A 20,854-nucleotide genomic window follows, 5' to 3' on the forward strand; every position below is an offset into this window, starting at 1 on the left:
ATTACCTCCATTAATTTTAATTATGAACATATTCATTTAAGATTTTTCAATTCATTAGTCATATCTTTAGACTGATTCGCTTCACACAACCACCCCGCAAACCCCTGCGCCTTACAATAACTCAAAAACAACCACTCCATCGCCCGCGTCATCCCGATATAAAACAACGAAACTTCCCGCTCCACGTTCTCTTCAAACTTAAACGGCATACTCTCCACGTTCACGATAAACACCGCCCGGAAATCCAACCCTTTCGAACTGTCGATCGTCGAGAGTTTCACCGTATCCGCCGTCCGGTCGTAAGCCCGCTTGGAGTGGACGTCTTCCGCGATCCAGTCATGCGGAATCTCCAACCGATCCAGCTCCTTACGCAGTCGATCCACGTAGGAATACGAGTACCGATTCCGCACCCGGTACAGGATCGCGATCTCCGAGTAAGGCACCTTCTTCTCTTCATGCAGCTTGCGGATCGCGCGGGCGACCCAAGCGGCTTCTTCATTGAAGTTCGCACACTGCTTGATGATCGGTTCCGGGCCTTTGCGTTTGGTGCTTTGAGGCGGGATGATCTCGACGCCGTCGACGCTGCTACCTTCTTTGACGCGGTCTTTCAGAGCGGAGTGCGTCCGGTAAAAGTCCCAGGCGAAGTTCACGATCTGCGCCGTATTCCGGTAGTTGATGCTCAGGATCTTGGACCGTCCGCGGAAATCGAGACCGGTGCTGGACGAGAGGCTGCTTTTGCGTCTGAAAATGTTTTGCGCTTTATCTTCAACCAGCAGCAGGGATTGCGTTTCCGGATTGAGCACTTTGCTCAGCAGCTCCAACCAGCTCGGTTCGAAGTCCTGGCCTTCGTCGATCAGGATCGCGTCATACGTCGGGAGGATCGCTTCGCCGAGTTTGACCTTTTCCAGCAGCGGCTCGATTCCTGCATCCGGGATGCGCAGCGTGTTTTTCAACCATTCGTGGAACGTCGCCGTCTCGATGTTATGCTTCTTGGCAGCCGGATTGCCGCTTTCTTCCGCGCTCATCGCCGCAAAGTCGAACAGATCTTCCGGTTCTTCCGTCATATTGTGGATCATGGACTTCAGCACGCGGGACAGCGGAATGCCGTAGCAGAGCACGAGAATTTTCCAATCGGGATGTTCTTTGGACAGCAGGCGTGCGCGGGCGGACAGAATGAGCGTCTTCCCGCTTCCGGCAACGCCGCGGATCAACCGGTTTTTGTCACCGAGCTGACGCGCCAGCGCTTCCTGATGCAGATCCATCGCTCGAAGATTATGTAACGACAACAGCAGTTGATCGTCGTGATGCACGGGAGGCTTGTATTCCGCGCTGATCCGCACTTCGGGGAACAGATGGTAGCGGATCGCTTTGATATCGTCGCGCGTCAGCATGAATTGCGGCTCGATCACCCGATGCAGCTGATGTTTGACGATATGCGTCTCCCGCATCTGGGTGAACACGACGCCGAAGCCGAACCGGAATTTGAGGTTGCCGCGGTACACGCCTTCCAACTGCACGAGGCTTTTATCTTTTTTGAGTTTGCTCGCGATGCGGAATGCATAATTTCGGGCCTGATGCAGCGGGTTGATCACCGTGCTCACTTCGCCCTGCTTGTTATAGATGCGCCATTCTTCGGGAAAAAGTTCGTACAGCGTGCTTTCGGTATAGTCTTTCACTTCCAGCACAAGCATGCCGAGGTCCGGGCCGATCACGACGAAGTCGGGACAGCGGCCGAAGATGCGGGGTTCGTAGTAGACGATGTAATCGTCGGGCAGATGTTCTTTGAGGGTGCCGAATAACAGGCGTTCGCCTGCGGTAACTTTCGCGCCTCGGGGAAGGGTCTCCGGGATCATATAAGCCATAAGGTGTCACTCCTTGATGCGTGCAGATCCCGTAGTAAGTCCGGTGCTTCCGGAATCTGGGCGAGATGGTGTATCGAACTGTCCAAAGACGATCGGTGCGTGAAAAGATACGATGTATAGTTCTATATCAGGAATGATTCGAATGTCATAGGCCGTAAGACTGCTTTGCTTGCTGACCTTATTGTACTTCGTCTGGACACAAATGGGAATAACAAATCAGTGAAGGATTGTTAATTTGTCAATTTGAGTGAGAGGAGTTACTTTCGGTAAAACGTAACTTTAATGATACTGAAGCGTTTAACAAGTAGCTTGAAGTCAATTGCATCTGCACGATTTTTATACCAAACTTGCTCAAGGAGCCTACCCGCTATGACAAACATCTTCTTCCCTCTGATCAGTGTGCTCTTCATTATCCAAATACCGCTTCGACTGTTTATCGTGGAAGGCAAAGCCGAATTCATCGACAAAAACCTGAAAAGGCGTTACGTCTGGACGCACACCGGGCTGACCGCACTGCTGATTATTGCGGCGCTGCTGTGTCTTTACCTGCTGCCAGATCAAGTCGCGCTGCCTACGGCGATTTTGGTGTTTGGCTCGATCTATCTGGCGAATGCTCTGGTCGAATTCAAGTACGTACGCGGCACGAAAGAACATGTCGTATCCGCGATCATGGCTGCCGTATATTTGGTGCTTGGGATCGCGCTGTATGTATTCGGCTGGACGGATTCGTTATAACAAAAACCGGCACCGGTGAAGACTGGCGCCGGTTTTTTGCTGTATTCAAATCGGAGTCTTCTCCGTTTATTTCCGCTTTCTTATCCCTACTTCTTCACCTTCACCAGCAGCGCATTACTCACCGGCCGCCCCGGCTTCGTAATATACTTCCCGTTCAGATACAGCCCGCTTGAAGCGCCGCCGTCCAGGTTCATCGCCTGATATGCCCCCGCCTGCTTCATGATCCGGGCAAGCTGCGGCATGGAAGCTTTCGGCGTCGTCACCATAATCAACTCATGGTTCCGCGTGATCCCGATCGCGCTGCGCGCCGCCTGCCCTCGCAGGATCGCCGGATCGCGGAAGCCTTCTCTCGGCGCGTTCACCGCGACGACGCCGTTTTGCACCAGCAGCGGACCCGCTTGCACGGCTCCTTCCACCTGTCCCGCAGCGTACGCCTGGCCGAATTTCAGACCCGGAATCAGACGCGTCATATGGTTCTGGTCATACGCGAATACCGTCAGGTTGGAACCGCCGTTGACGAACTTCATATTCCCTTTGCTGACCAGATACCCGTACGGCGCTCTATAGATCGCCGAGCTGTATGCGTCGAAATACGTCGCGTTGATCGCCGCATACGCGTAATTTTCCGAAGCGATCCATTTCAGATTCTGCACCGTTCCCGCTTTGTTATGGGCAAAGGCCGCATCGAGCGATACCCGGGGGTGCATCAGCTGCACGGTCACGATATTTGCCCGGAACGCGGCACCGCCGGAGTAGAAGACTTGCTGGCGGTACGTCACCGGCTTGTCCGTCAAGGAACCGCGCGCGATGATCGGCAGATCCATCGATTGTCCGCCGCTCGCGATCCGCATCGAGGAAGTCGATTCGTGCCATTTGACGTTCAGCCCCAGATGCTGCGCGGCAAAACCGAGCGGCACGTAAGTCACCCCGTCATAGGCAAAAGGCGCCGCGTCGATCTTCGTCTTTTTGCCGTCCACTTCCGCTTTCTTTTTTCCCGTATGGAGCACGATTTTCTTGTTGCCTTTCACAATTTCCAACTTGCTCGAATCCTGCGCCGCATTGACTTTCGCTCCGGCGAACGTGCTGAGCACGCGGATCGGAATATACGTGCGGCCCGCCGCCGGATCCGAGTATCCAAAAACTTTAGCCGAGGACGAGGTCGCAGCTGCCGCCGTGGCAACCTCCGTTCCCGGCACCGCGCCTGTCGTGATCGTTCCTGCAACCAGCGCGATCGCCAGCAGCGTTTTTAACCCCTTTTTCATGTGAGCCCTATCCCCTTTGCATCTGCTTATTCGTTGAAGGTTGATTTCCGTCAGCCGTTATGACCCTGTTTATTTCTTCCCTTTTATATATCTGTTTTTCCGGCGGCGGAATGAACCTTTTTCAAGAAAAACCCTCCTTCGGAATTAGATAAAAACCGTAACTTCACCATTCTCCCGAGAGTCTATTCAAAAGTAAGAACAAAGCCCCAAATCCGAAACGCACCGATCCGCTGCCGATAGGAAGATGTAGACGTATCGATGATAGGACGGAACTTTTTACGCAGCAAGGCTACATCTACATAAACTCGCAAAGGAAGGATGTTTCATTATGTTGATTTCTTCAGGTCGAATCGCACTCATGCTGGTTCTTTTCATTTTATTCGTCATTTTGCTTTACAAACAAATTCAAATCCGATCCCTGCATGAACTGCTCTTGTTTTCGATTTCTTTATTGCTGTTAGGCATCGCGTTACGCCTAATTAGCCTACAGCAAGACGTAGCTTTTTATTTCATTAGTTTCGTGTGTATCGTACTAGGTGGATTAACTGCGTTGATCTCGTTTTTTTTCAAAAAAGCACATTGAACGCAAATATGCACCGGCAAAAAGGCAGCACTTCGCGTCCGTGATTTTGTCGGTGCTCTACATCGGAACATCTGCGGCACTCTGCATAAATTTTTGAATCTATCACCCAACTAATTCCACTTATAAAGCGTTTATTAATATAGAGGTGAACGTTTATGGGAGATTACTCGAATTTTATCGTTATTGTATTGATTGTTGCTTTGCGATTTCTGATGGATCGGCTGATCGTTCGCGGCGAAGATCGTCGCAGGCTTACCGATCTGGATAAGCCGCGAATCTACTCGTTTATACTCAACGGAGTCGTGATCGCCTCGATAATCGCATTGATTATTTTCGTCAGAGATATGTCTTTATTCACGGGAATCGCGCTTGGCCTTTTCGCTTTGTACGGTCTGTCTCAATCGTGGCTGGAAAAGAAGTACCTGCCGAATACCAAGCGTCATATCGCAACCTTGCTTTCGATCGGGTGCGCGATAATCGTGCTCGGCTCTTATATGCTGTTTTATCCGATGACTTGATCCGCCAAGCTTATACGCAAAAGGAGGTCCCCTACTATGAACTACGCCGCTTTCCCGATCATCACGTTCGGTAATCTGGTCGTCGTGCTGCTGATCTATTTCGTCTTTCCGCGCTTTATCGTGACGGGGCCGGACCAGCGCAGGCTTCAAGACGTTCCGCGATTGGATCTGGCTGTGAAAATCGCTCTTGTTTCCGTGATCGTCATCCTGCTCATAGCGGCCGCCCTGAATATGAATCTCGACTTTGTCGGATTTCCGCTCGCGATCCTTTTCGGTCTTCTGATCCTGTTCATGGAGAAAAAATATCTGCCCGCAACGCGCCGCCACTTGGTCACGCTGTGCTGGATCGGCTTTACGTGCGTGCTTTTCGGCATTTATTTTGGAGTCTCTTATTTTTAAAAACATCAAATAGGAGGACTGCCGCATGACCCCGATCTTGTTCTCTGTCGTGCTTCCCGGCATCATTATCGTATCGCTACTGGCTTACGCCGTACTGCCGCGCTGGATCGTCGTTACCGGACCGGACAAGCTCACCCACAAAGACGTTCCTAATACCTTATCAACTCCTAATCAGAGGATTACGTTCGGCTGAAACGCACACGCTTTAGGTGTGTTTCAGGTGGGCGTAACCTTACCTTTAGTGTTGACAAGGTACTAAGCTTAATCGTTACCTGAATATCGTGGCTTGGACGCAGCTGGTGCTCATGTTCGTAACGATTGTTTTGGAACTTCCGCGACCGCAAATGGAACTGATCTTCTTCGCGTTGATCGCGGCGGCGGGAATCGCGTTCGCGCTGTTGGAGAAAAAATATTTGCCCGGCACAAGGCGATATTTGGTTACGTTATGCTGGGTCGCAGGGATATGCATCGTGTTCGCCATCTATGGATGGGTCGCTTATTTCTGAACGGCTCGATGATACAAAAATGCTATTCCCTTCGTCTTCTTTGCAAACCAATCCGTCCGAATGATCGAAGGGAGTCAAAAGCATGAATCAGACCGAACTTAAATCCGCGCCTCCGTCCAAAAAGTTAAAAAGAAATCGGCTGCTGTCATTAATCACCATCATCGTCTCCGTTTGCACGATCATCATCATTGCCACGCAGGCCTTCGGAATTCTTCACTCGATGCGCCCGCTCACCGTTACGTTGAAAAATAATACGAATTCCGAAATTATTTCCGTCGAGTTTCGTATGACCCATATGGACACTCCGTACGTATTCGAACGAACCATCCCCGCCGGCGAGAGCCGAAATATCCGACCGGAGTTCGAGAATCTGGTCGAAGGCGAGATGACTTTTACCGCCGCGGACGCCGAAGGGCACCGTTACACAGGCATCGCTTGCGGCTACACGTCAAGGTTGAGCGGGGAATCGACCATCACGATCGACGCGAACGGAGTTGCGATCCAAGCTGAATGCAGTTAAAAAAGGAGGAATATCAATGACACCGGAAGGTACAGCCGCAATGATTCTGCTCGCGATCATCATCGGAGCCCGGCTTTTATTCGGCAAACTGTTCGTCAACCGCAGCGATTCGCGCAAACTGCATCAGACGGTAAAAGGATACATCCTGACTACTCTCGGCAGTCTCACCGTTATCATTTTGGGCTTCAGCTTACGCTTTTGGGAATTGAACGTCGCGACTGCTCAAGGCATTCTGCTTGGCTTACTGCTGGTACTCGGCGGCTACTACGCGTTTCTCGAATGGCGGTATATCCGCGAATCCCGCAGGCATATCGCGACGCTGCTGACGACGGTTGTCGCAGTGGCGGCAGTCGGCGTGTACGTTTTAATACTGCCGATCGTTTGAATCCTAATTTTTTGAGTTATAGGATATAACCCTTCAGGTTTCTAAAATTATGACCGATTTAAAATCTAAAGACATTCGTGTCTTGAAATGGTTAAGTATCATCAAGAGTTTATCTATCTGTATCAGTTTCCTTAGTTATACCTTTGCTAATCAAAGATTTCTGAGTTAATATATGTTTATTGGAATTGATCGGAATTATTTCAAAGGAAGGTGGCATTTCAGATGGCTACCAAGAGTTTTACTTCAGAATTTAAATTTAACCAAAGAGCTAGTTCGAAACTTGCAGATGCAATCGACAATTCTCGAAAGGTTTCTCAGGTGAGTAATCAGACGGTGAATGATGTAGTTCGAACAGAAGCTATTCAAAAAATCATGGATAGCTTTTTAAGCAACACATCAAAATAATGGCACTAAATATCATTTCGCTTTACGACATGCTTCGATCAATTCCAATAGAGAGCGACATTCAAAAACTCCTTTCATCTTTTAAAAGTATGAACGCTCAAGATAGCACTGGAGCAGATGATGTGGAGTTTTTTTTGCATAACAAAGCTATTCAATTCGAAAAGATGGATTTGGCTCGTACATATCTAGTTATGTCTACTTATCAGTCTAAACCTATCCTTGTCGGATATTTCTCCATTTCTAACAAACCACTCACAATGCCTGGTAAGCAGTTTAGAAAACTTTCTAAAAGCTTGCAAAAACGCTTGACCGGAATGGGTAGCAGGGGCGAACAAAGTTCTTATATCATCAAAGGATATCTTTTGGGACAACTCGGTAAAAATTTTAGCACCGAAGCTCTGGCTGCTAATTGTTGTAGCGGAAATGACCTGCTTCAGATTGTATATAAAAAGGTGGCAGAGGCACACCGGATTGTTGGCGGCCGTATTCTATATTTGGAATGCGAAAACGTCCCAAAAATTATTGAATTCTATCGATCAAACGGTTTTAGTCAAATCGAAGGATTTGAAACGGAAAACGGGTACTGCATGATGGTCAAGCAAGTAAAAGATTTACTCTAAAAACTCAGAAACAAGAGACCTTCGATCATCGAAGGTCTCTTGTTCTTTCTAAAATTAAATCTACTCCACTTTCACCAACAACGCATTGCGTCGTGATATACTTCCCGTTCAAATACAGCCCGCTCGAAGCCCCGCCGTCCAGATTCATCGCCTGATACGCTCCTGCCTGCTTCATGATCTGCGCGAGCTGCGGGATGGTAGAGCCGCCGACGGTCAGCAGGATCAGCTCGTGATTTTGCGTGATGCCGATAGCGCTGCGCGCTCCGCCGCCTGTTAGAATCTTCGGATCCTGGAACCCTTCCGCGGCTGCATTTACCGCAACGTTACCGTTCTTGAGCAGCATCGGCCCGGCTTGCACGGCTCCTTCTACTTGCCTTGCATCGAACGCCGTTCCGAATTCGAACCCCGGAATCAGCCTCGCCAATTGATTGTCGTCATAAGCAAATATCGTCCGATTGGTGCCTCCGTTGGCGAACTGCACATCCCCTTTGCTGACCAAATAGCCGTAAGGCGCTTTGTAGGCAGCCGAGCTGTACGCGTCGAAAAACGTTCCGTTGATCGCTGCATACGCACCGTTTTGAGCCGCAATCGCACTCAAATCCTGCACGGCTCCGACTTTATGATTGGCAAAAGCGGCGTCCAGCGATACCTGCGGATGCATCAACTGCACAGTCACGACGTTGGCGGTAAAGGAAGAACCTCCCACGCGGAACGTTTGACGCTGGTGACGCACGGGCGTGTTCGTCAACGAGCCGCGGGCGATGATCGGCAGATCCATCTTCTTCTCCCCGTTCGTGACGCGCATGGAGGAGGTCGAGCTGTCCCATTTCAAACCTACGCCTAAATGCGTCGCGACCAGACCGAGCGGAACGTAGGTCACGCCTGCGTCGCTGAACGGCGCTGCGTCGATTTGGACCGATTTACCGTCGATCGTCGCCTGCTTTTTCCCCATCGTCAGCGTTATTTTCTTTTTGCCTTTTACAATATCGATCTTGCCCGAAGATGCTACCCAGTTCACCTTGGCCCCCGAAAAATCACTGAGTATGCGAATCGGCACATACGTCCGTCCTGCCGCCGGGTCCGAGTAGCCGAATGTTTTGGCCGTTGTCGCCGCTACCGCCGTTGTCGTCGCGATCGGAACCGATCCGACCGTTGTTACTCCCGCCGTCAGCGCAACAGCCAACAGCATTTTTATTGCTTTTTGCATGATGTATGTTCCCTTCTTCCCGGTTCTCCCACCAGATCCGGATTTTTGCTTGCTCACTCTCTATATATCTGCATGTTTCCCTTTAAAATAAACCTTTTGGGAAAGATTTCTCGACCGAATTTCGGGGTGAAAAGAAAGTAAGGGTGCATCTTAAGCCATATCAATAAAAAAGCAGCCATGCCAACCGTAACTTTTACCTGAACGTAGGAGTTATGAATTTATGAAGGGCAAAGGAGGAAGTATCCGATGAACCTGCTGGAACCTAAAGACCTGAAGCAAGAACCCGAAGAGTCGCTGGGCTTGAAGCGTTCGACGTCGTTTGAAGAATCGAAAACAAATCAATCTCCGTCGGGAGCGATTGTGCTCATTGCGGGTGCAGCCGCTTTTCTGCTTACCGCGGCTTTGATGGCTACCGTGAAACGAATCCGGCAAACCCGTGAAATCAAGCGATACTTTAGCGGCGAAACGACCGATCGTTTGGCGGCATCCGCCGATGCCATCGTGCAGCTGATCGAACGCGAATCGAACGAAGCGGAAGCTTTATCCGGGTCGGGTTATCCCGCGTCCTTCCTGCTGGAGTTGGAGAGAGAGCAGCACCGACTGGTCGAAGCTTACGGCAGTCTGTACCAGACGCTTGGCGTCAAGGAGCAGTCGGAACTGATCGATCCGAAACAGCTGCTGATCTTTAACGGAATCGAGGCTTTCGAAGCTCTGCCCGCAGCCGAGGGACGGCCTGCCGCCGTGCATCATCGCGGGCTTGCTCCGGAGGAACCGCAGTTTGCGGCGATAACCGATGGAGCGGCTCAATCGGAGGTTCGTTTTATCCCCGACATCGCTCAGGCGTCTGCGTTGGAACATCTATACGCGATGTGCCTCAACATTCGCGAATTGGCGAACGTGGACAACCGTTCTTCTTACGGCGCCGAACGATCCGAACAGTCCGCCGCCCGTCTGCTGGCTTCGATCGGACAGCAGTCCGAAGCGTGATAGGCAGAAGCCGAAGCAAAATTCGATACAAGAAAGGAAAAACCAAACATGTCCCGACGCATTACGGTGCAAGACAGCCCGGGCCTCGACGAAATCCGGGCCGAATACGACCAACTCTGGACGGACTTGCAGCATGCAAACGCAAAAAAAGCAGCCCGAATATTGAAACGCAGCCGACGCGCCCTATTGCCTTCGGGCCAACGTTTGGCTGAACGATTGCAGCCGTTTCGCAGTCGTCTATTATGGGCAATCCCGCTGGGAACGGCTGCTGCGGTAAGCGCTTCGTATGTGGCGTTTATTTGGGTTGCTTTGTGGGTGGAATAAGAATTACGAGGTATAACCGAATTTATTAGAGGTCGCCCGGTACTTGATGCCGGGCGATTTTTTATGAAGATATCTGTTCTAGAGCGTGTCTTCAAGCCTGCCCATTTGCATCTTTTGCGGCCTTTTCGCTCCTTCGAATCCGTAGTCAAAATGTTGCGAAAATCCAACAAATCGATGCCATCTATGCCTAATCGACGTAAATTGTTGCGAGTATCCATCATTTCAATAGGCAAAAGCTTTAATTCGTTCAAAAGCGTTGAACATGATGGATTCCTACAACATTTTTGATGAAATCGATAAATAAGAGCGAAAATGATGCATATCCGCAATATTTTATTTTAATCCGCGAAGGGTAAAAAGCCAGTAAAAGATACGCGTCAGCAGGCTTAAAGACACGCCCTGAAAAACTCGAAGTCGAATCATGTCTTTAAGCCAATCTAAACGTGCTGAGAATTCCTTATCCTAAAACCAAAAAGGGAAGAAGCTTAATACGCTTCTTCCCTTTTTACCGACAAACTCCACCATCCTACCGAGCCGGAGCGAAATCCTTCACCGGCTCCAAAATCCGCTCCATCTTCTCAAGCGTCTCCTCACTCAATACCACGCCGGATGCCGCCGCATTCTCGCGTACTTGCTCCGCACGGCTTGCGCCAATAATCGCGGAACTCACGCCCTTCTGACGCAAAATCCAGGCCAAAGCCAACTGCGACAGCTTCAAATCCAAGCTTTCCGCAAGCTGGTTCAACTCCTGCGTCACGTTCAACACATCGTCGCGCAAATAGCTGCCGATGACCTGATTCACCGAGCTATCCGCCGCGCGCGTGCCTTCGGCGGGCTTTTGCCCCGGCTTGTATTTCCCTGTCAAAATCCCTTGCGCCAGCGGCGAGAAAACAACCTGTCCCAAGCCGGCTTGCTCCGATACGGACAGCACTTCATCCTCGATATAACGCTCGAACAGATTGTAGATCGGCTGGTTCGACGCGAGCGGGCGCAGGTTGCGGCGGTCCGAGATCGCCGCTGCGGACGCGATCTGCGCGGCGGTCCATTCGCTGACGCCTGCATACAGAATTTTGCCCTGCGCCGTCAGGTCGTCGAGCGCGCGCAGCGTTTCTTCGACCGGAGTCTCATTGTCATAACGATGGCAGAAATAGACGTCGATATAGTCCGTGCCCAGCCGCTTCAAGCTGGCTTCGCACTGTTCGACAATATGCTTGCGCGATAGCCCGCGGTCATTGGGACCGTCGCCCATCGGGAAGAATACCTTCGTGCTGAGCACATAGCTCGAACGCTCGTATTTGCTCAGCGCCGCTCCCATCGCTTTTTCCCCTTCGCCGCGATTGTACGCATTGGCAGTGTCGAAGAAGTTAATCCCCTGCTCAAAAGCCGCTTCGATGCATAGATCCGCCGCTTTTTGCTCGGCTGCCGTGCCATAGGTAAGCCAGCTTCCTAGTCCGATCTCGCTGACTTTAAGACCCGTGCGTCCCAGATTCCGATACTTCATCGATTGTTCCTCCTCGAATCAAATAAGTTTCGTTATTCCTTAATCATTCCACTAAATATTAACGAATCATGTTCCGCTCCGCAACCGCTTTCTTTATTTTTTTGCGCGTTGCGGCGGAATATCGGAATACGCAAAAAGCCGTTCCTTGACACGCGTCTGCGTCCGGAACGGCTTCGGGTCATACCTGCTTGATTCTGCCGACGATTAGGCGATCTCGTCCATGTTGCTCACGAATTCGCCGCCGAAGTTCATCTTCTCCGCCGCTTCGCGAATCTGTTGGCGGGTCGTAGCCGACTTCGATTCGATAACGTACAGCTTTTTAAAGCCGATCGAGCTGTACATCTTGAACGCTTGTTCCAACATATCCAGCAGCGACGGCTCGACATTTTCCAATTTGGACAGATCGGCCACGAACGTGTACTCGCTCGTTTGACTCTGGATTTTGCTGCCTTCCATCAGGAAAGCCATCGCCAGCCCGCCTGCGTCACTTATTTGAAAAGAGCCGCCGACGGTTACCATGAAAAGTTTACGGGACGAGTCTACTTCGATTTTGTATGCGTTTGTCATAGGTTCCTCCTGAATTCATCGCGTAATACGAAGATTAGCTTGCTTTCGCAAGCCCTATTCAGTATACCAGCGGGCATTTGCGAAGACCAGCGACTTGACTCTATAGAAAACGCCATGACGAAAATCCAGCCGACCCGTCTTTTACTCCGTAATCGGCAGCTTGGCTCCGTTTTTCAAATACAAAGGAATTCGTTCCAACGGCGCGTCAACCTGAAGTGTCTGCCCGCCTGCAAAACTCTCCCCGCTATGCGCATCCGTCCATTCCGCCCCTTCAGGCAGATAGACGCTTCGGCTGCGCTGATCCGCGTGCAGTACAGGAGCAACCAGCAGATCCGGACCGAACAAGAACTGATCGTCCACGTCCCATGCCGCCGCGTCTTCCGGGAAATCGTAGAATATAGGCCGCATCGGCGGAGTGCCTTTTTCATGCGCGGCGGTCATCAGCTCGGTAATATAAGGACGCAGACGCTCCCGCAAACGCATATGTTCCGCAAAAATACCGTATGCTTCTTCGCCGTAACTCCAGACTTCGTTGTCCGCGCCGCTGCCCCATAGTCCGCCGCCCGGCAGCCCCGTATCCGCCTCCCGGTAAGGCGAGCGATCGCCGTGCAGCCGCATCACTGGGCAAAACGTTCCATACTGGAACCAACGGATGATACATTCGCGGAATGCCGGATCATCCGGGTTGCCGCCGTGGAAACCGCCGATATCCGTCGTCCACCACGGAATGCCCGCGATCGCCATATTCAGCCCCGCCCGCACCTGATGCCCCAATACTTCGAAGCTCGACGCTATATCGCCGGACCAGGCCAGCGCGCCGTAACGCTGACTGCCCGCCCAAGCGCTGCGCACGAGATTGATCACGTTCTCCTGTCCTTCGTTCGTCATGCCTTCAAAGAACGTGCGGCTGTACTGGCTCGGATACCAGTTGCCGACTTGCAGCGCCGGACCCGCGTCGTAGCGGTAGATATCATGGTCGTATACGGCGAATTCCGGCTCCGCCTCGTCCAGCCAGAACAACTTGATGCCTTTGTCGTAATAATTGCGCTTGGCCGTTTCCCAGACGAACTGCCTTGCACCGGGATGCGTAGCGTCGAAGATTTCATTTTGCCCGAGAAACTGGAACTGCGTGCGTACCCCGCGATCCGAGCGCACCAGATAGCCTTTTTCCACCATCTCGCCGTAGTTTTCGCTCTCCGTTTGCACGGTCGGCCAGACGGAGACCATCAGGTCGATGCCCATCTCTTTCAGCTCGCGCACCATGCCTTCCGGGTCCGGCCAGTATTTCTCGTCGAACTTCCAATCGCCTTGATTCGTCCAGTGGAAAAAGTCGATGACGATCACCGAGATCGGCAGCCCCCGGCGCACATGTTCGCGGGCAACGCTCATCAGCTCGTTTTGATCCCGATACCGCAGCTTGCACTGCCAAAAGCCCATTCCGAACTCCGGCATCATCGGCACTTTGCCTGTCGCATCCGCATACGCTTCCTCGATCTGCGCCGGAGTATCGCCTGCCGTGATCCAATAGTCGAGCTGCTTCGTTGAAGCCGCCGCCCATTCGGTCACATTGGTATTGAAGCTAGCCTGTCCGATCGCCGGATTATGCCATAACATGCCGTAACCTTTATTCGACAGTAAGAAAGGTACGCTGGTCTGACTGTTGCGATGGGTCAACTCCAGACGGCAGCCTTTCAGATTGAGCAGCGACTGCTGATACTGCCCCATGCCGTACAACTTCTCATCCGGATTGCTTTCAAAGCGCAGCGTGACCGCATAATCGCGACTGCCCGGGATCGGCACGATATCGCGGCCCCCGGATTTAAGCTGATAAGTCTTCTCCGTTTCCTTCAGCAGCACTTCGCCTTTGTCGTTAGTAAACGTGATCCGGCCGCTTTTTTCGACATCCGCCCGGATTTTCCCGTTCACGATCCAGGCACTGCGCCCGTCCTCCGCAACCGTAACGCCTGCGCCTAGCGAAGCCGCTCCCGCAGGAAGCAGCGCCCAATCGTCATCGTGCAGCTTGTCCTTGGAAGCCCGTACCCGAAACGAATTCGCTCCCCAAGGCTCAATCCGCAAAATTTCATGGTCATATTCCCAGATCAAAGCTTGCTCTTGCGCGTATAACATATTCAATCGTCCTCCTCCGAATTGTGCAGATCCCTCTGCATCACTGACCGTTAGGATATAATTACGTGCGACCAGCCATTCTTGCAAGCGTTATCTTTTTCTCGTGTCTATTATAGAGCGCCAGCAGGGATAGAGGGCAGAGCGTGGAATACGGAATACTAGGACTAGATTACGTTTTATCGTCAGGAGGTCTAGCAATGAATGAACACGATGAAGGAGCGACCATACACGAGTGGATCGAGGAAAATAAAGCGGCTGCGGACAAAACGGAGCTGCCTGCCGGCGACGGATCGTCAGAATCGGAACGCCCGGCCGGCAGTAACCCGCAACTAGCAGACCCGTCTTCCTGGCGGCGCGAACATACCGATATTCCCGACCGAACCTTTCCGCTTAACGTATTCCATATCCGCGAGACCGACCCCGACATGTTCTGTATTCCTCCGCACTGGCACGAGCATCTGGAATGGGTCGTCGTGCTCAAGGGACGCTTCAGCGTGCAGATCGGGGCTACGTTTCGGGAATTGGAATCGGGTTCGTGTCTATTCGTTAACACAGCGGAGCTGCATTCGGCGTTCCCCTTGGAGTCCGGCAGCGAGCTGTATGCGTTGGTATTCGGCGAGGCGTTGCTGCGCAACCATGCCTTGGATCATACGGAAACCCGTTATATCAGGCCCATGCTCGAAGGACGCTTGAGACTGCCTTCTTTTTATGAGGGAACAAGCGCTGCGGGGATTCGGGAAAGGCTGCTGGAGGCGGTGAAAGAGTATCAAGAAGCACAGCCGGGATTCGAATTGTTGGTAAAAGCAGGTCTGCTGAGCGTGCTCGGCTTTGCGCTGAGACAATCCGAGACTCCGGCAGAACACGCGGCAAAAAGCGGACGACACGCGGAGAGCGCCGTGTATCCGCTGCTGCTTCACCTCAGCGAACATTTTCGCGAACCGATCGGCGTGCGGGAAGCGGCCAAAATCTGCTGCATCACGCCGACGTACTTTTGCCATGTGTTCAAACGCACCACGGGCAAAACGCTGAGCGAATACGTGAATACATTGCGCGTCCACGAGGCCGAATCCCTGCTTCGCAGCAGCGGGCGCTCCGTGCAGGAAGTCGCCCGGCTGGTGGGATACGGCGATCCGGGATACTTTGCGCGCGTTTTCAAAAAATTTAAAGGCATGGCGCCCAGCAGCTTGTCTTAGATAAACGAAAAACCCGCAATCTCCGTTGGCGGAGACTGCGGGCCTGATCCTGTTATTTTCCGTCGCGCAGCAAAGACTTGAGTTTGCGTCCGCTGGCCTTCATGCTGCACTCGGGGTCATGTGCTTCTTCCTCCAGATTCACTTCGACGATTCGGGGCGCCGGATTATGCGGAAGCGGGAAGGGATGCGCTCCGTGTTCGGCTTCCTCGGAGAGTAAAATTCGAGTTCCGTCCGGCAGCAATCCGTACTCGCGCACCCATCCGTCTTCATGAATCGTAACCGTGCGTCCGGGCTTCGGCTTGCGGCGCTGGGCAGATGTTGCAGCCTGATCCGTACCCGGAAGCTTAAAGCGCAAAGCCGCAGCTTGAGCCCGCTGCACGCGTTGGACCGGATGAATCAGGGATGCGTTCCTTGTAGGATCGATCGGTGTAATCGCCATGTCGGCTTCCTCCTTCACGACCCGACCGTTTGGGCAATTTGTCGGGCGATTATGCTTCTGCTTTCTTTATCGACTTACCGAGCAAATATGTTAAATTTTAAATTTCCCTGCGGCTTCGCCGAGCTGTTGAGTCAAGCGCTCGATGCTCTGTACCATATCCGCCAGATGATTCACCATCGCCGATTGCTCTTGCACCGTTGCCGTTACTTCCTCAACAGATGCCGAGACTTCCTCGCCCGATGCCGACAGGCTTTGCGAAGCTTCCAGCACGGCGTCTTTGTCGCGTTCCATCGCTTTGAACTCGGAAGCCATATCGCGAATCTGTCCCGTGATCGCCGTTACGCTGTCCAGAATATCCTCGAAGGATTGACGGGTGCGATCCACGTATTCGTTTTGCGTGGAAGAGATTTGACGGATGGCACCGACGCTCTCGTTGCTCTTGTCGACTTGTTCCAGCGTCTGACGAATAATGCCGCCGATCTCATTGGCCTGATCCGCCGATTGCTGCGCCAGCTTGCGAATCTCGTCAGCAACGACCGCAAAGCCGCGACCGTGCTCGCCCGCTCTCGCTGCTTCGATCGAAGCGTTGAGCGCGAGCAGATTGGTTTGCGTGGAAATCTGGTTAATCGCGTCCGTGATCTGACCGATCCGCTGCGAGCTTTCGGCCAGCATTTCCGTCGTGGACGAGATGTTCTGGATCTCCAGCTCGTTTTTGGCATTGATATCGATCAGGGTGTTCACGACCGTGCTGCTGGATGCGAATACTTGATTGATCGAATCCGCGCTGCCTTGAATCCCGTCCGTTTTGCGGCCGAGGGAAGCGATGCGATCCCCGATCTCGTAGAAGCGGCCTACGATTCGTTCCGTATCATGCGACTGCGATTCCATCGCTTTGGCGATTTCCATCGTCGTGACCGAAGTTTCGCCGATCGAACGGGCCGTGTTTTGCGACGTGCGTTCAAGATCCGTCGTATTGGTGTTCAACACTTCGATCGAATGGTTCATCTGTCCGATCAAGTCTTTGTTGCTATCGACCATCGTATTGAAGCTGTCCGCCAGATCGGCAAACTCGCTCTTGTATTTGCCGTCCGCGCGAACCGTCAGGTCGCCGTCGGCCAATTGCTTGAACAATCCGGTCAACCGCACGATCGGCGAGGTAATGCTGCGGGAAATCAGAGTGCCTACGATGACAGCCAGAATGATCGAAGCGATCAGCGTAATCAGCATTTTTTGCATCAGATCGCCGAGCGGACGCTCGATGTCGGCATAGGAATCTTGCACGATGACAATCCAGTCCGCGACAGGAATTTTGGAATAACGAATATACGAATCCGCGTTATCCACGTTGCCTTGAATAATCGCGCCTTCCGTTTCTCGCGACAACAGATTTTCAAATCCGTCGGCTTCATACGGCTTACCGATCAACGTTTCGTCTTTCGAATGATAAATGATCGTGCCTCCGCGGCTGGTTACGGTGATAAAGCCTTCCGCGTTGATATTGATGTTCTGAAGCTGGCTGACGAAGAAGTCCGCCGCGATCGTGTTGATCGAGACGCCCAGCACCTCTCCGCTTGTCGATTTGACCGGTTGCGCGAAAACGACGATCAGATTGCCGGTCGTTTTCGATACGATTGCGTCGCTGACGAACGGTTCTCCGCTTTCCATTACCTTCTGGAAGTATTCGCGGTCCGAACGATCGCCCTTGAGCGAATCCGGATTGCTGGCGCCGACAACCGTGCCTGTAGTGTCCGCGACCATCATCGATTCGATTCCGTGCGCGCCTGCCAAGGTTTCCTGGAACTGCGTGTTGGCCAGTTGGAGTGCTCGGTTACTTGAAGCAAAAAATTGATCATCCGTCAGCGTGCCCGATTCCCGAAGGGTCAACAGATCGCGCAGCGCAGGAGATACGGAGAGAATATGTGAAAGCTGACCTTCCAAATCGACAGTAGTCGACAGACTTTCGCCGATCCGGTCCGCATTGGCATTCATTTCATCTTTGCTTTTCTTCGTCAAAAGGTCTGCGCCCGACAAATAAATCACGCTGCTGCAAGCCAGAAGAACGACGACCGTTAAAGCGCTGATTAATAATGGGAGTTTGATTTTCAACGATAAACGCTTTGATCCTCCAGGCCTAGTTTGTTGATTTGCATCCTTATTTTTCTTCATGATCAAATTCCCCTCTCTGAACTGGCAAGCCACTCTTGATGCCTATAAGCCGTTTATCGGCCTTTTTCGACAAAAAAATTACACATTTTCGTCAACGATTTTCCTCTTTTTTTCCAAGGAGGTCCTTGACACGCGGCTATCCATGATCGCTAACTTAATCAGTGTCTTCGAATCTTCCGCTGCCTGTCCGGTACCGCCGTCGGAATTTAAAGACGCGCGCCCGCTCCGAACGCCTATTTTTTTATGCAGTCCCGGATTTTCCGATCCTTCCCCCATGCGCGCCGTTTTTTGATACACTGTACAAAGCGATTGTTTTTCATTTTCTATACGGCATGGAGGCAGAACCTTTGAATTATATTGTGTTGGATATTGAATTTAACGGCCGCAAGTTCGCCAGTCCGCATCCGATGGAGGTCATCGAGATCGGCGCCGTGCGTCTGGACGAAGCCTTGCGGGATAGCGATACATTCTCGGCATTCATCAAACCCGTTTATTTTGCCAAGCTCAACTCGTTCATCAAAAAGAAAACCGGCATCCCGCAGGAATCGATCGATAGCGCGGCCCGTTTCCCCAAAGTCATCGCCGACTTCCGGGACTGGCTGGATGCCGTACCCGGACCGCTGACCTTCGTCGTCTGGGGCGGCGAAGATATTAAGCGAATCGTGCAAGACGTGCGCATGCACAAGCTGGAAGAGACGTATTGGGTGAAGACCCCTTCGCTCGATCTGCTCAAAGGCTTCCTGCTCACGCAAAACCTCAAAAACGATGTCAGCGTCGAAGGCGCGCTTGAGCTGCTGGGCATCGAAGCGACGGGTGCGGCGCACCGCGCGCTCGACGACGCCAAGATGACCGCCGATATTTTCCGCGCCGTCTACGACAAGCTCGACCTGACGCTCGCCAAAGAGTACAAAGACATGTTCTCGAACTCGAAGGAGCGGCGCATCGTCCGTTCCGCCGCCAAATCGCTTGCCTCGCGCCGCATCGTGCCGACGTGGGAACTGGCCGTGAAGCACTATCTGGACGGAAAAATCCCGTTCGACGATCCGCGCAAGGAAGCCGAGCTGCACGCTTACTTCGATGCGCTGCCGGAGTTTCCGATGCCGCCGAAGGCGGAGGAAGGTTCGGGAGATCCGGCTTCCGACGCAGAAAAAGCTCCCGTGCAAACGGAAGCTTCGGCGAACGAATAAATGCTCGAATTTCAATGCCGACTTTAATAAGGCAAAAAGCTGACCCGGCTCAAGTTACGAGCGGCGGGTCAGCTTTTTTTAAAGGAAAAGCAGCTTGGGACATGTAAGCAAACTTTGCGAAGCGCAGCTTAATCTGCTTTCCTCGCGGGTTGCCTCATCCATGCCCAAGCCTGGGCTTTATTTGCTGCTTATCGGATTTTTCATAAAGTAGTAACCGCCTTGCTCCGACATGTCGTTCACGAGCGCAACCCCGTTATCGAATTCGCCGACATGCACGTTGTTCGTTTTGAGATCCACGCGCACCTTGCCGAAACGGTCGATCAATACTTTAACGCCGTCCGCGCGCTGCGCGAAAGCTAATCCTTCCTTGAACGAACCGATCTCCGCGCCTTCGTCGCTGAACTGCGCCGGGATGACCAGCTTGCCCGTTACGCCGATATAGCCCCATTTGCCGCTGCGGTCGCTGATGCTGCCGCCGACTTTTACTGCCGCGCGCCCTTCGCTGAAGGCTTGACCGCCGGTGTACTGGGCTTTGACGATCACTTTGCCTTTCGTATTGAGGTAGCCGTACTTTCCGTTTTGCAGGAACAAAGCCATTCCTTCGCTGAAAGGCGCGGCTCCGTCGAACTGCGGCTTGATGACGACTTTGCCTTTTTTATCGATATAGCCCCATTTGCCGTTTTGCATGATCGGAGCCAGACCTTCGCTGAATACGTTCAACATGACGTACTTAGGCTTGACGATTTCTTTGCCTTTCGCATCGATAAAGCCTCCGACATACGACGTGCCTTTCTTTTTCCATACGGCTGCCATTCCGTCGCTGAAATCATGCGCTTCGTCGTAAGCCGCGTTGAATACGACTTTGCCGCTCTTGTTGATGTACGCCCATTTGCCGGAAGAGACTTTAACCGCGGCAAGTCCTTCGCTGAAGCCTTGACCGACCTGCTGATACTTCGGCTTCACGACGACTTTTCCCGTCTTGTCGACAAAGCCCCAAAGCGATTCTTTTTGCACGGCGGCCAACCCTTCGCTAAATGGCTTAACCTCGTCATATTGCGCTTTGATGATCGTTTTGCCGTTCGTGTTCGCGTAGCCGAAAAGCGTCGTTTTGCTGTCCCAGAACGAAACGAGTCCTTCGCTCAAATTGCCGACCATCGGATAGCTCGTCGGCTTTGCCGTTCCGTTCACGATACTCGTTGCGCTGTCTGCTGCATATGTAGTCGGCGTAATCGCTGCCGTCGAGACGGAAGCGGTCAGTGCCAGGGCAAGCAGGATCGATGCATGTTTTTTCAATGTCTTTTCCCCTCTCTGATGTCGATGCGCATAAGCACGATAGTTATTTACCCACGGCCGCCCGGTAA

The 20,854-nt window shown here is 52.3% G+C and carries 22 protein-coding genes; 13 read left to right on the forward strand and 9 right to left on the reverse strand.

The window, feature by feature from the left end; translation table 11 throughout:
• Positions 1-32: 32 nt before the first annotated feature.
• A complete protein-coding gene (locus SACSAC_RS04525) occupies positions 33-1,862 on the reverse strand; it encodes a DEAD/DEAH box helicase (RefSeq protein ID WP_037283892.1) in 1,830 nt (609 codons plus the stop codon).
• Between the two features lie 369 nt (positions 1,863-2,231).
• Between SACSAC_RS04525 and SACSAC_RS04530 the strand changes: the two genes are divergently transcribed.
• Positions 2,232-2,597, forward strand: coding sequence for a DUF4181 domain-containing protein (locus SACSAC_RS04530; RefSeq protein ID WP_037283894.1), 366 nt, complete (start codon positions 2,232-2,234; stop codon positions 2,595-2,597).
• A gap of 86 nt (positions 2,598-2,683) precedes the next feature.
• Here SACSAC_RS04530 and SACSAC_RS04535 read toward each other — a convergent pair whose 3' ends face one another.
• On the reverse strand, positions 2,684-3,859 hold the full coding sequence (locus tag SACSAC_RS04535) for a phosphodiester glycosidase family protein (protein WP_037283895.1): 1,176 nt from the start codon (positions 3,857-3,859) through the stop codon (positions 2,684-2,686).
• Positions 3,860-4,597: 738 nt separating this feature from the next.
• On the opposite strand from SACSAC_RS04535, the gene SACSAC_RS04545 reads away from it, so the two are divergent.
• The 8 genes from SACSAC_RS04545 to SACSAC_RS04575 all read left to right on the forward strand — a co-directional run bounded on the left by SACSAC_RS04545 (position 4,598) and on the right by SACSAC_RS04575 (position 7,795).
• Positions 4,598-4,960 (forward strand): DUF4181 domain-containing protein, encoded by a 363-nt coding sequence (locus tag SACSAC_RS04545; protein WP_037283898.1) that lies wholly within the window; start codon positions 4,598-4,600, stop codon positions 4,958-4,960.
• A gap of 36 nt (positions 4,961-4,996) precedes the next feature.
• On the forward strand, positions 4,997-5,359 hold the full coding sequence (locus tag SACSAC_RS04550; protein WP_037283900.1) for a DUF4181 domain-containing protein: 363 nt from the start codon (positions 4,997-4,999) through the stop codon (positions 5,357-5,359).
• A 25-nt stretch (positions 5,360-5,384) separates the two neighbouring features.
• Positions 5,385-5,552, forward strand: a complete 168-nt coding sequence (locus tag SACSAC_RS27890; protein ID WP_156950945.1) for a hypothetical protein — start codon at positions 5,385-5,387, stop codon at positions 5,550-5,552.
• Positions 5,553-5,664: 112 nt separating this feature from the next.
• On the forward strand, positions 5,665-5,865 hold the full coding sequence (locus SACSAC_RS04555) for a DUF4181 domain-containing protein (protein ID WP_156950946.1): 201 nt from the start codon (positions 5,665-5,667) through the stop codon (positions 5,863-5,865).
• 82 nt (positions 5,866-5,947) lie between these two features.
• Positions 5,948-6,385 carry a hypothetical protein gene (locus SACSAC_RS04560; protein ID WP_037283904.1) on the forward strand — a complete coding sequence of 146 codons (438 nt, stop codon included), beginning with the start codon at positions 5,948-5,950 and terminating at the stop codon, positions 6,383-6,385.
• 16 nt (positions 6,386-6,401) lie between these two features.
• Positions 6,402-6,770, forward strand: coding sequence for a DUF4181 domain-containing protein (locus tag SACSAC_RS04565; protein ID WP_037283906.1), 369 nt, complete (start codon positions 6,402-6,404; stop codon positions 6,768-6,770).
• Positions 6,771-6,992: 222 nt separating this feature from the next.
• The gene (locus tag SACSAC_RS04570; RefSeq protein ID WP_037283908.1) at positions 6,993-7,175 is read left to right on the forward strand and encodes a hypothetical protein; all 183 of its coding nucleotides are present in this window, start codon (positions 6,993-6,995) and stop codon (positions 7,173-7,175) included.
• Positions 7,175-7,795: a hypothetical protein gene (locus SACSAC_RS04575; protein WP_037283910.1), complete on the forward strand. Its 621-nt coding sequence runs from the start codon at positions 7,175-7,177 to the stop codon at positions 7,793-7,795. The genes SACSAC_RS04570 and SACSAC_RS04575 overlap by 1 nt, the downstream gene beginning before the upstream one ends.
• Positions 7,796-7,820: 25 nt before the next feature.
• Here SACSAC_RS04575 and SACSAC_RS04580 read toward each other — a convergent pair whose 3' ends face one another.
• On the reverse strand, positions 7,821-9,002 hold the full coding sequence (locus tag SACSAC_RS04580) for a phosphodiester glycosidase family protein (RefSeq protein WP_156950947.1): 1,182 nt from the start codon (positions 9,000-9,002) through the stop codon (positions 7,821-7,823).
• 246 nt (positions 9,003-9,248) lie between these two features.
• Between SACSAC_RS04580 and SACSAC_RS04585 the strand changes: the two genes are divergently transcribed.
• Together SACSAC_RS04585 and SACSAC_RS04590 are read left to right on the forward strand one after the other, a co-directional pair.
• On the forward strand, positions 9,249-9,989 hold the full coding sequence (locus SACSAC_RS04585; protein WP_037283911.1) for a hypothetical protein: 741 nt from the start codon (positions 9,249-9,251) through the stop codon (positions 9,987-9,989).
• A gap of 48 nt (positions 9,990-10,037) precedes the next feature.
• Entirely contained in the window at positions 10,038-10,313 is a 276-nt protein-coding gene (locus SACSAC_RS04590) for a hypothetical protein (protein WP_037283913.1), read from the forward strand.
• Between the two features lie 526 nt (positions 10,314-10,839).
• Here SACSAC_RS04590 and SACSAC_RS04595 read toward each other — a convergent pair.
• The 3 genes from SACSAC_RS04595 to SACSAC_RS04605 all read right to left on the reverse strand — a co-directional run bounded on the left by SACSAC_RS04595 (position 10,840) and on the right by SACSAC_RS04605 (position 14,508).
• Positions 10,840-11,814, reverse strand: coding sequence for an aldo/keto reductase family protein (locus SACSAC_RS04595; RefSeq protein WP_037283915.1), 975 nt, complete (start codon positions 11,812-11,814; stop codon positions 10,840-10,842).
• 204 nt (positions 11,815-12,018) lie between these two features.
• Positions 12,019-12,381: a hypothetical protein gene (locus SACSAC_RS04600; RefSeq protein ID WP_037283917.1), complete on the reverse strand. Its 363-nt coding sequence runs from the start codon at positions 12,379-12,381 to the stop codon at positions 12,019-12,021.
• Between the two features lie 141 nt (positions 12,382-12,522).
• Positions 12,523-14,508 carry a glycoside hydrolase family 31 protein gene (locus tag SACSAC_RS04605; RefSeq protein WP_051506862.1) on the reverse strand — a complete coding sequence of 662 codons (1,986 nt, stop codon included), beginning with the start codon at positions 14,506-14,508 and terminating at the stop codon, positions 12,523-12,525.
• A gap of 197 nt (positions 14,509-14,705) precedes the next feature.
• On the opposite strand from SACSAC_RS04605, the gene SACSAC_RS04610 reads away from it, so the two are divergent.
• On the forward strand, positions 14,706-15,701 hold the full coding sequence (locus tag SACSAC_RS04610) for an AraC family transcriptional regulator (protein WP_037283921.1): 996 nt from the start codon (positions 14,706-14,708) through the stop codon (positions 15,699-15,701).
• 52 nt (positions 15,702-15,753) lie between these two features.
• Here SACSAC_RS04610 and SACSAC_RS04615 read toward each other — a convergent pair whose 3' ends face one another.
• Both SACSAC_RS04615 and SACSAC_RS04620 read right to left on the reverse strand, forming a co-directional pair.
• Positions 15,754-16,140 carry a hypothetical protein gene (locus tag SACSAC_RS04615; RefSeq protein WP_037283923.1) on the reverse strand — a complete coding sequence of 129 codons (387 nt, stop codon included), beginning with the start codon at positions 16,138-16,140 and terminating at the stop codon, positions 15,754-15,756.
• Positions 16,141-16,230: 90 nt separating this feature from the next.
• Positions 16,231-18,306 carry a methyl-accepting chemotaxis protein gene (locus tag SACSAC_RS04620; protein ID WP_051506863.1) on the reverse strand — a complete coding sequence of 692 codons (2,076 nt, stop codon included), beginning with the start codon at positions 18,304-18,306 and terminating at the stop codon, positions 16,231-16,233.
• Between the two features lie 347 nt (positions 18,307-18,653).
• Between SACSAC_RS04620 and SACSAC_RS04630 the strand changes: the two genes are divergently transcribed.
• Positions 18,654-19,493 (forward strand): 3'-5' exonuclease, encoded by an 840-nt coding sequence (locus SACSAC_RS04630; RefSeq protein ID WP_037283928.1) that lies wholly within the window; start codon positions 18,654-18,656, stop codon positions 19,491-19,493.
• Between the two features lie 177 nt (positions 19,494-19,670).
• On the opposite strand, the gene SACSAC_RS04635 is transcribed toward SACSAC_RS04630, so the two are convergent.
• A complete protein-coding gene (locus tag SACSAC_RS04635; protein WP_051506864.1) occupies positions 19,671-20,786 on the reverse strand; it encodes a WG repeat-containing protein in 1,116 nt (371 codons plus the stop codon).
• Positions 20,787-20,854: the final 68 nt, after the last annotated feature.

The organism is Saccharibacillus sacchari DSM 19268 (assembly GCF_000585395.1).
Taxonomy (GTDB): domain Bacteria; phylum Bacillota; class Bacilli; order Paenibacillales; family Paenibacillaceae; genus Saccharibacillus; species Saccharibacillus sacchari.

Excerpts from the sequence above, each read along its gene's own strand:
- SACSAC_RS04610 (WP_037283921.1), top strand. The coding sequence starts at position 14,706 with ATGAATGAACACGATGAAGGAGCGACCATACACGAGTGGATCGAGGAA.
- SACSAC_RS04580 (WP_156950947.1), bottom strand. The coding sequence starts at position 9,002 with ATGCAAAAAGCAATAAAAATGCTGTTGGCTGTTGCGCTGACGGCGGGA.
- SACSAC_RS04550 (WP_037283900.1), top strand. The coding sequence starts at position 4,997 with ATGAACTACGCCGCTTTCCCGATCATCACGTTCGGTAATCTGGTCGTC.
- SACSAC_RS04615 (WP_037283923.1), bottom strand. The coding sequence starts at position 16,140 with ATGGCGATTACACCGATCGATCCTACAAGGAACGCATCCCTGATTCAT.
- SACSAC_RS04570 (WP_037283908.1), top strand. The coding sequence starts at position 6,993 with ATGGCTACCAAGAGTTTTACTTCAGAATTTAAATTTAACCAAAGAGCT.
- SACSAC_RS04565 (WP_037283906.1), top strand. The coding sequence starts at position 6,402 with ATGACACCGGAAGGTACAGCCGCAATGATTCTGCTCGCGATCATCATC.
- SACSAC_RS04545 (WP_037283898.1), top strand. The coding sequence starts at position 4,598 with ATGGGAGATTACTCGAATTTTATCGTTATTGTATTGATTGTTGCTTTG.
- SACSAC_RS04585 (WP_037283911.1), top strand. The coding sequence starts at position 9,249 with ATGAACCTGCTGGAACCTAAAGACCTGAAGCAAGAACCCGAAGAGTCG.
- SACSAC_RS04525 (WP_037283892.1), bottom strand. The coding sequence starts at position 1,862 with ATGGCTTATATGATCCCGGAGACCCTTCCCCGAGGCGCGAAAGTTACC.
- SACSAC_RS04600 (WP_037283917.1), bottom strand. The coding sequence starts at position 12,381 with ATGACAAACGCATACAAAATCGAAGTAGACTCGTCCCGTAAACTTTTC.
- SACSAC_RS04590 (WP_037283913.1), top strand. The coding sequence starts at position 10,038 with ATGTCCCGACGCATTACGGTGCAAGACAGCCCGGGCCTCGACGAAATC.
- SACSAC_RS04535 (WP_037283895.1), bottom strand. The coding sequence starts at position 3,859 with ATGAAAAAGGGGTTAAAAACGCTGCTGGCGATCGCGCTGGTTGCAGGA.
- SACSAC_RS04620 (WP_051506863.1), bottom strand. The coding sequence starts at position 18,306 with ATGAAGAAAAATAAGGATGCAAATCAACAAACTAGGCCTGGAGGATCA.
- SACSAC_RS04605 (WP_051506862.1), bottom strand. The coding sequence starts at position 14,508 with ATGTTATACGCGCAAGAGCAAGCTTTGATCTGGGAATATGACCATGAA.
- SACSAC_RS04555 (WP_156950946.1), top strand. The coding sequence starts at position 5,665 with ATGTTCGTAACGATTGTTTTGGAACTTCCGCGACCGCAAATGGAACTG.
- SACSAC_RS04595 (WP_037283915.1), bottom strand. The coding sequence starts at position 11,814 with ATGAAGTATCGGAATCTGGGACGCACGGGTCTTAAAGTCAGCGAGATC.
- SACSAC_RS04530 (WP_037283894.1), top strand. The coding sequence starts at position 2,232 with ATGACAAACATCTTCTTCCCTCTGATCAGTGTGCTCTTCATTATCCAA.
- SACSAC_RS04575 (WP_037283910.1), top strand. The coding sequence starts at position 7,175 with ATGGCACTAAATATCATTTCGCTTTACGACATGCTTCGATCAATTCCA.
- SACSAC_RS27890 (WP_156950945.1), top strand. The coding sequence starts at position 5,385 with ATGACCCCGATCTTGTTCTCTGTCGTGCTTCCCGGCATCATTATCGTA.
- SACSAC_RS04560 (WP_037283904.1), top strand. The coding sequence starts at position 5,948 with ATGAATCAGACCGAACTTAAATCCGCGCCTCCGTCCAAAAAGTTAAAA.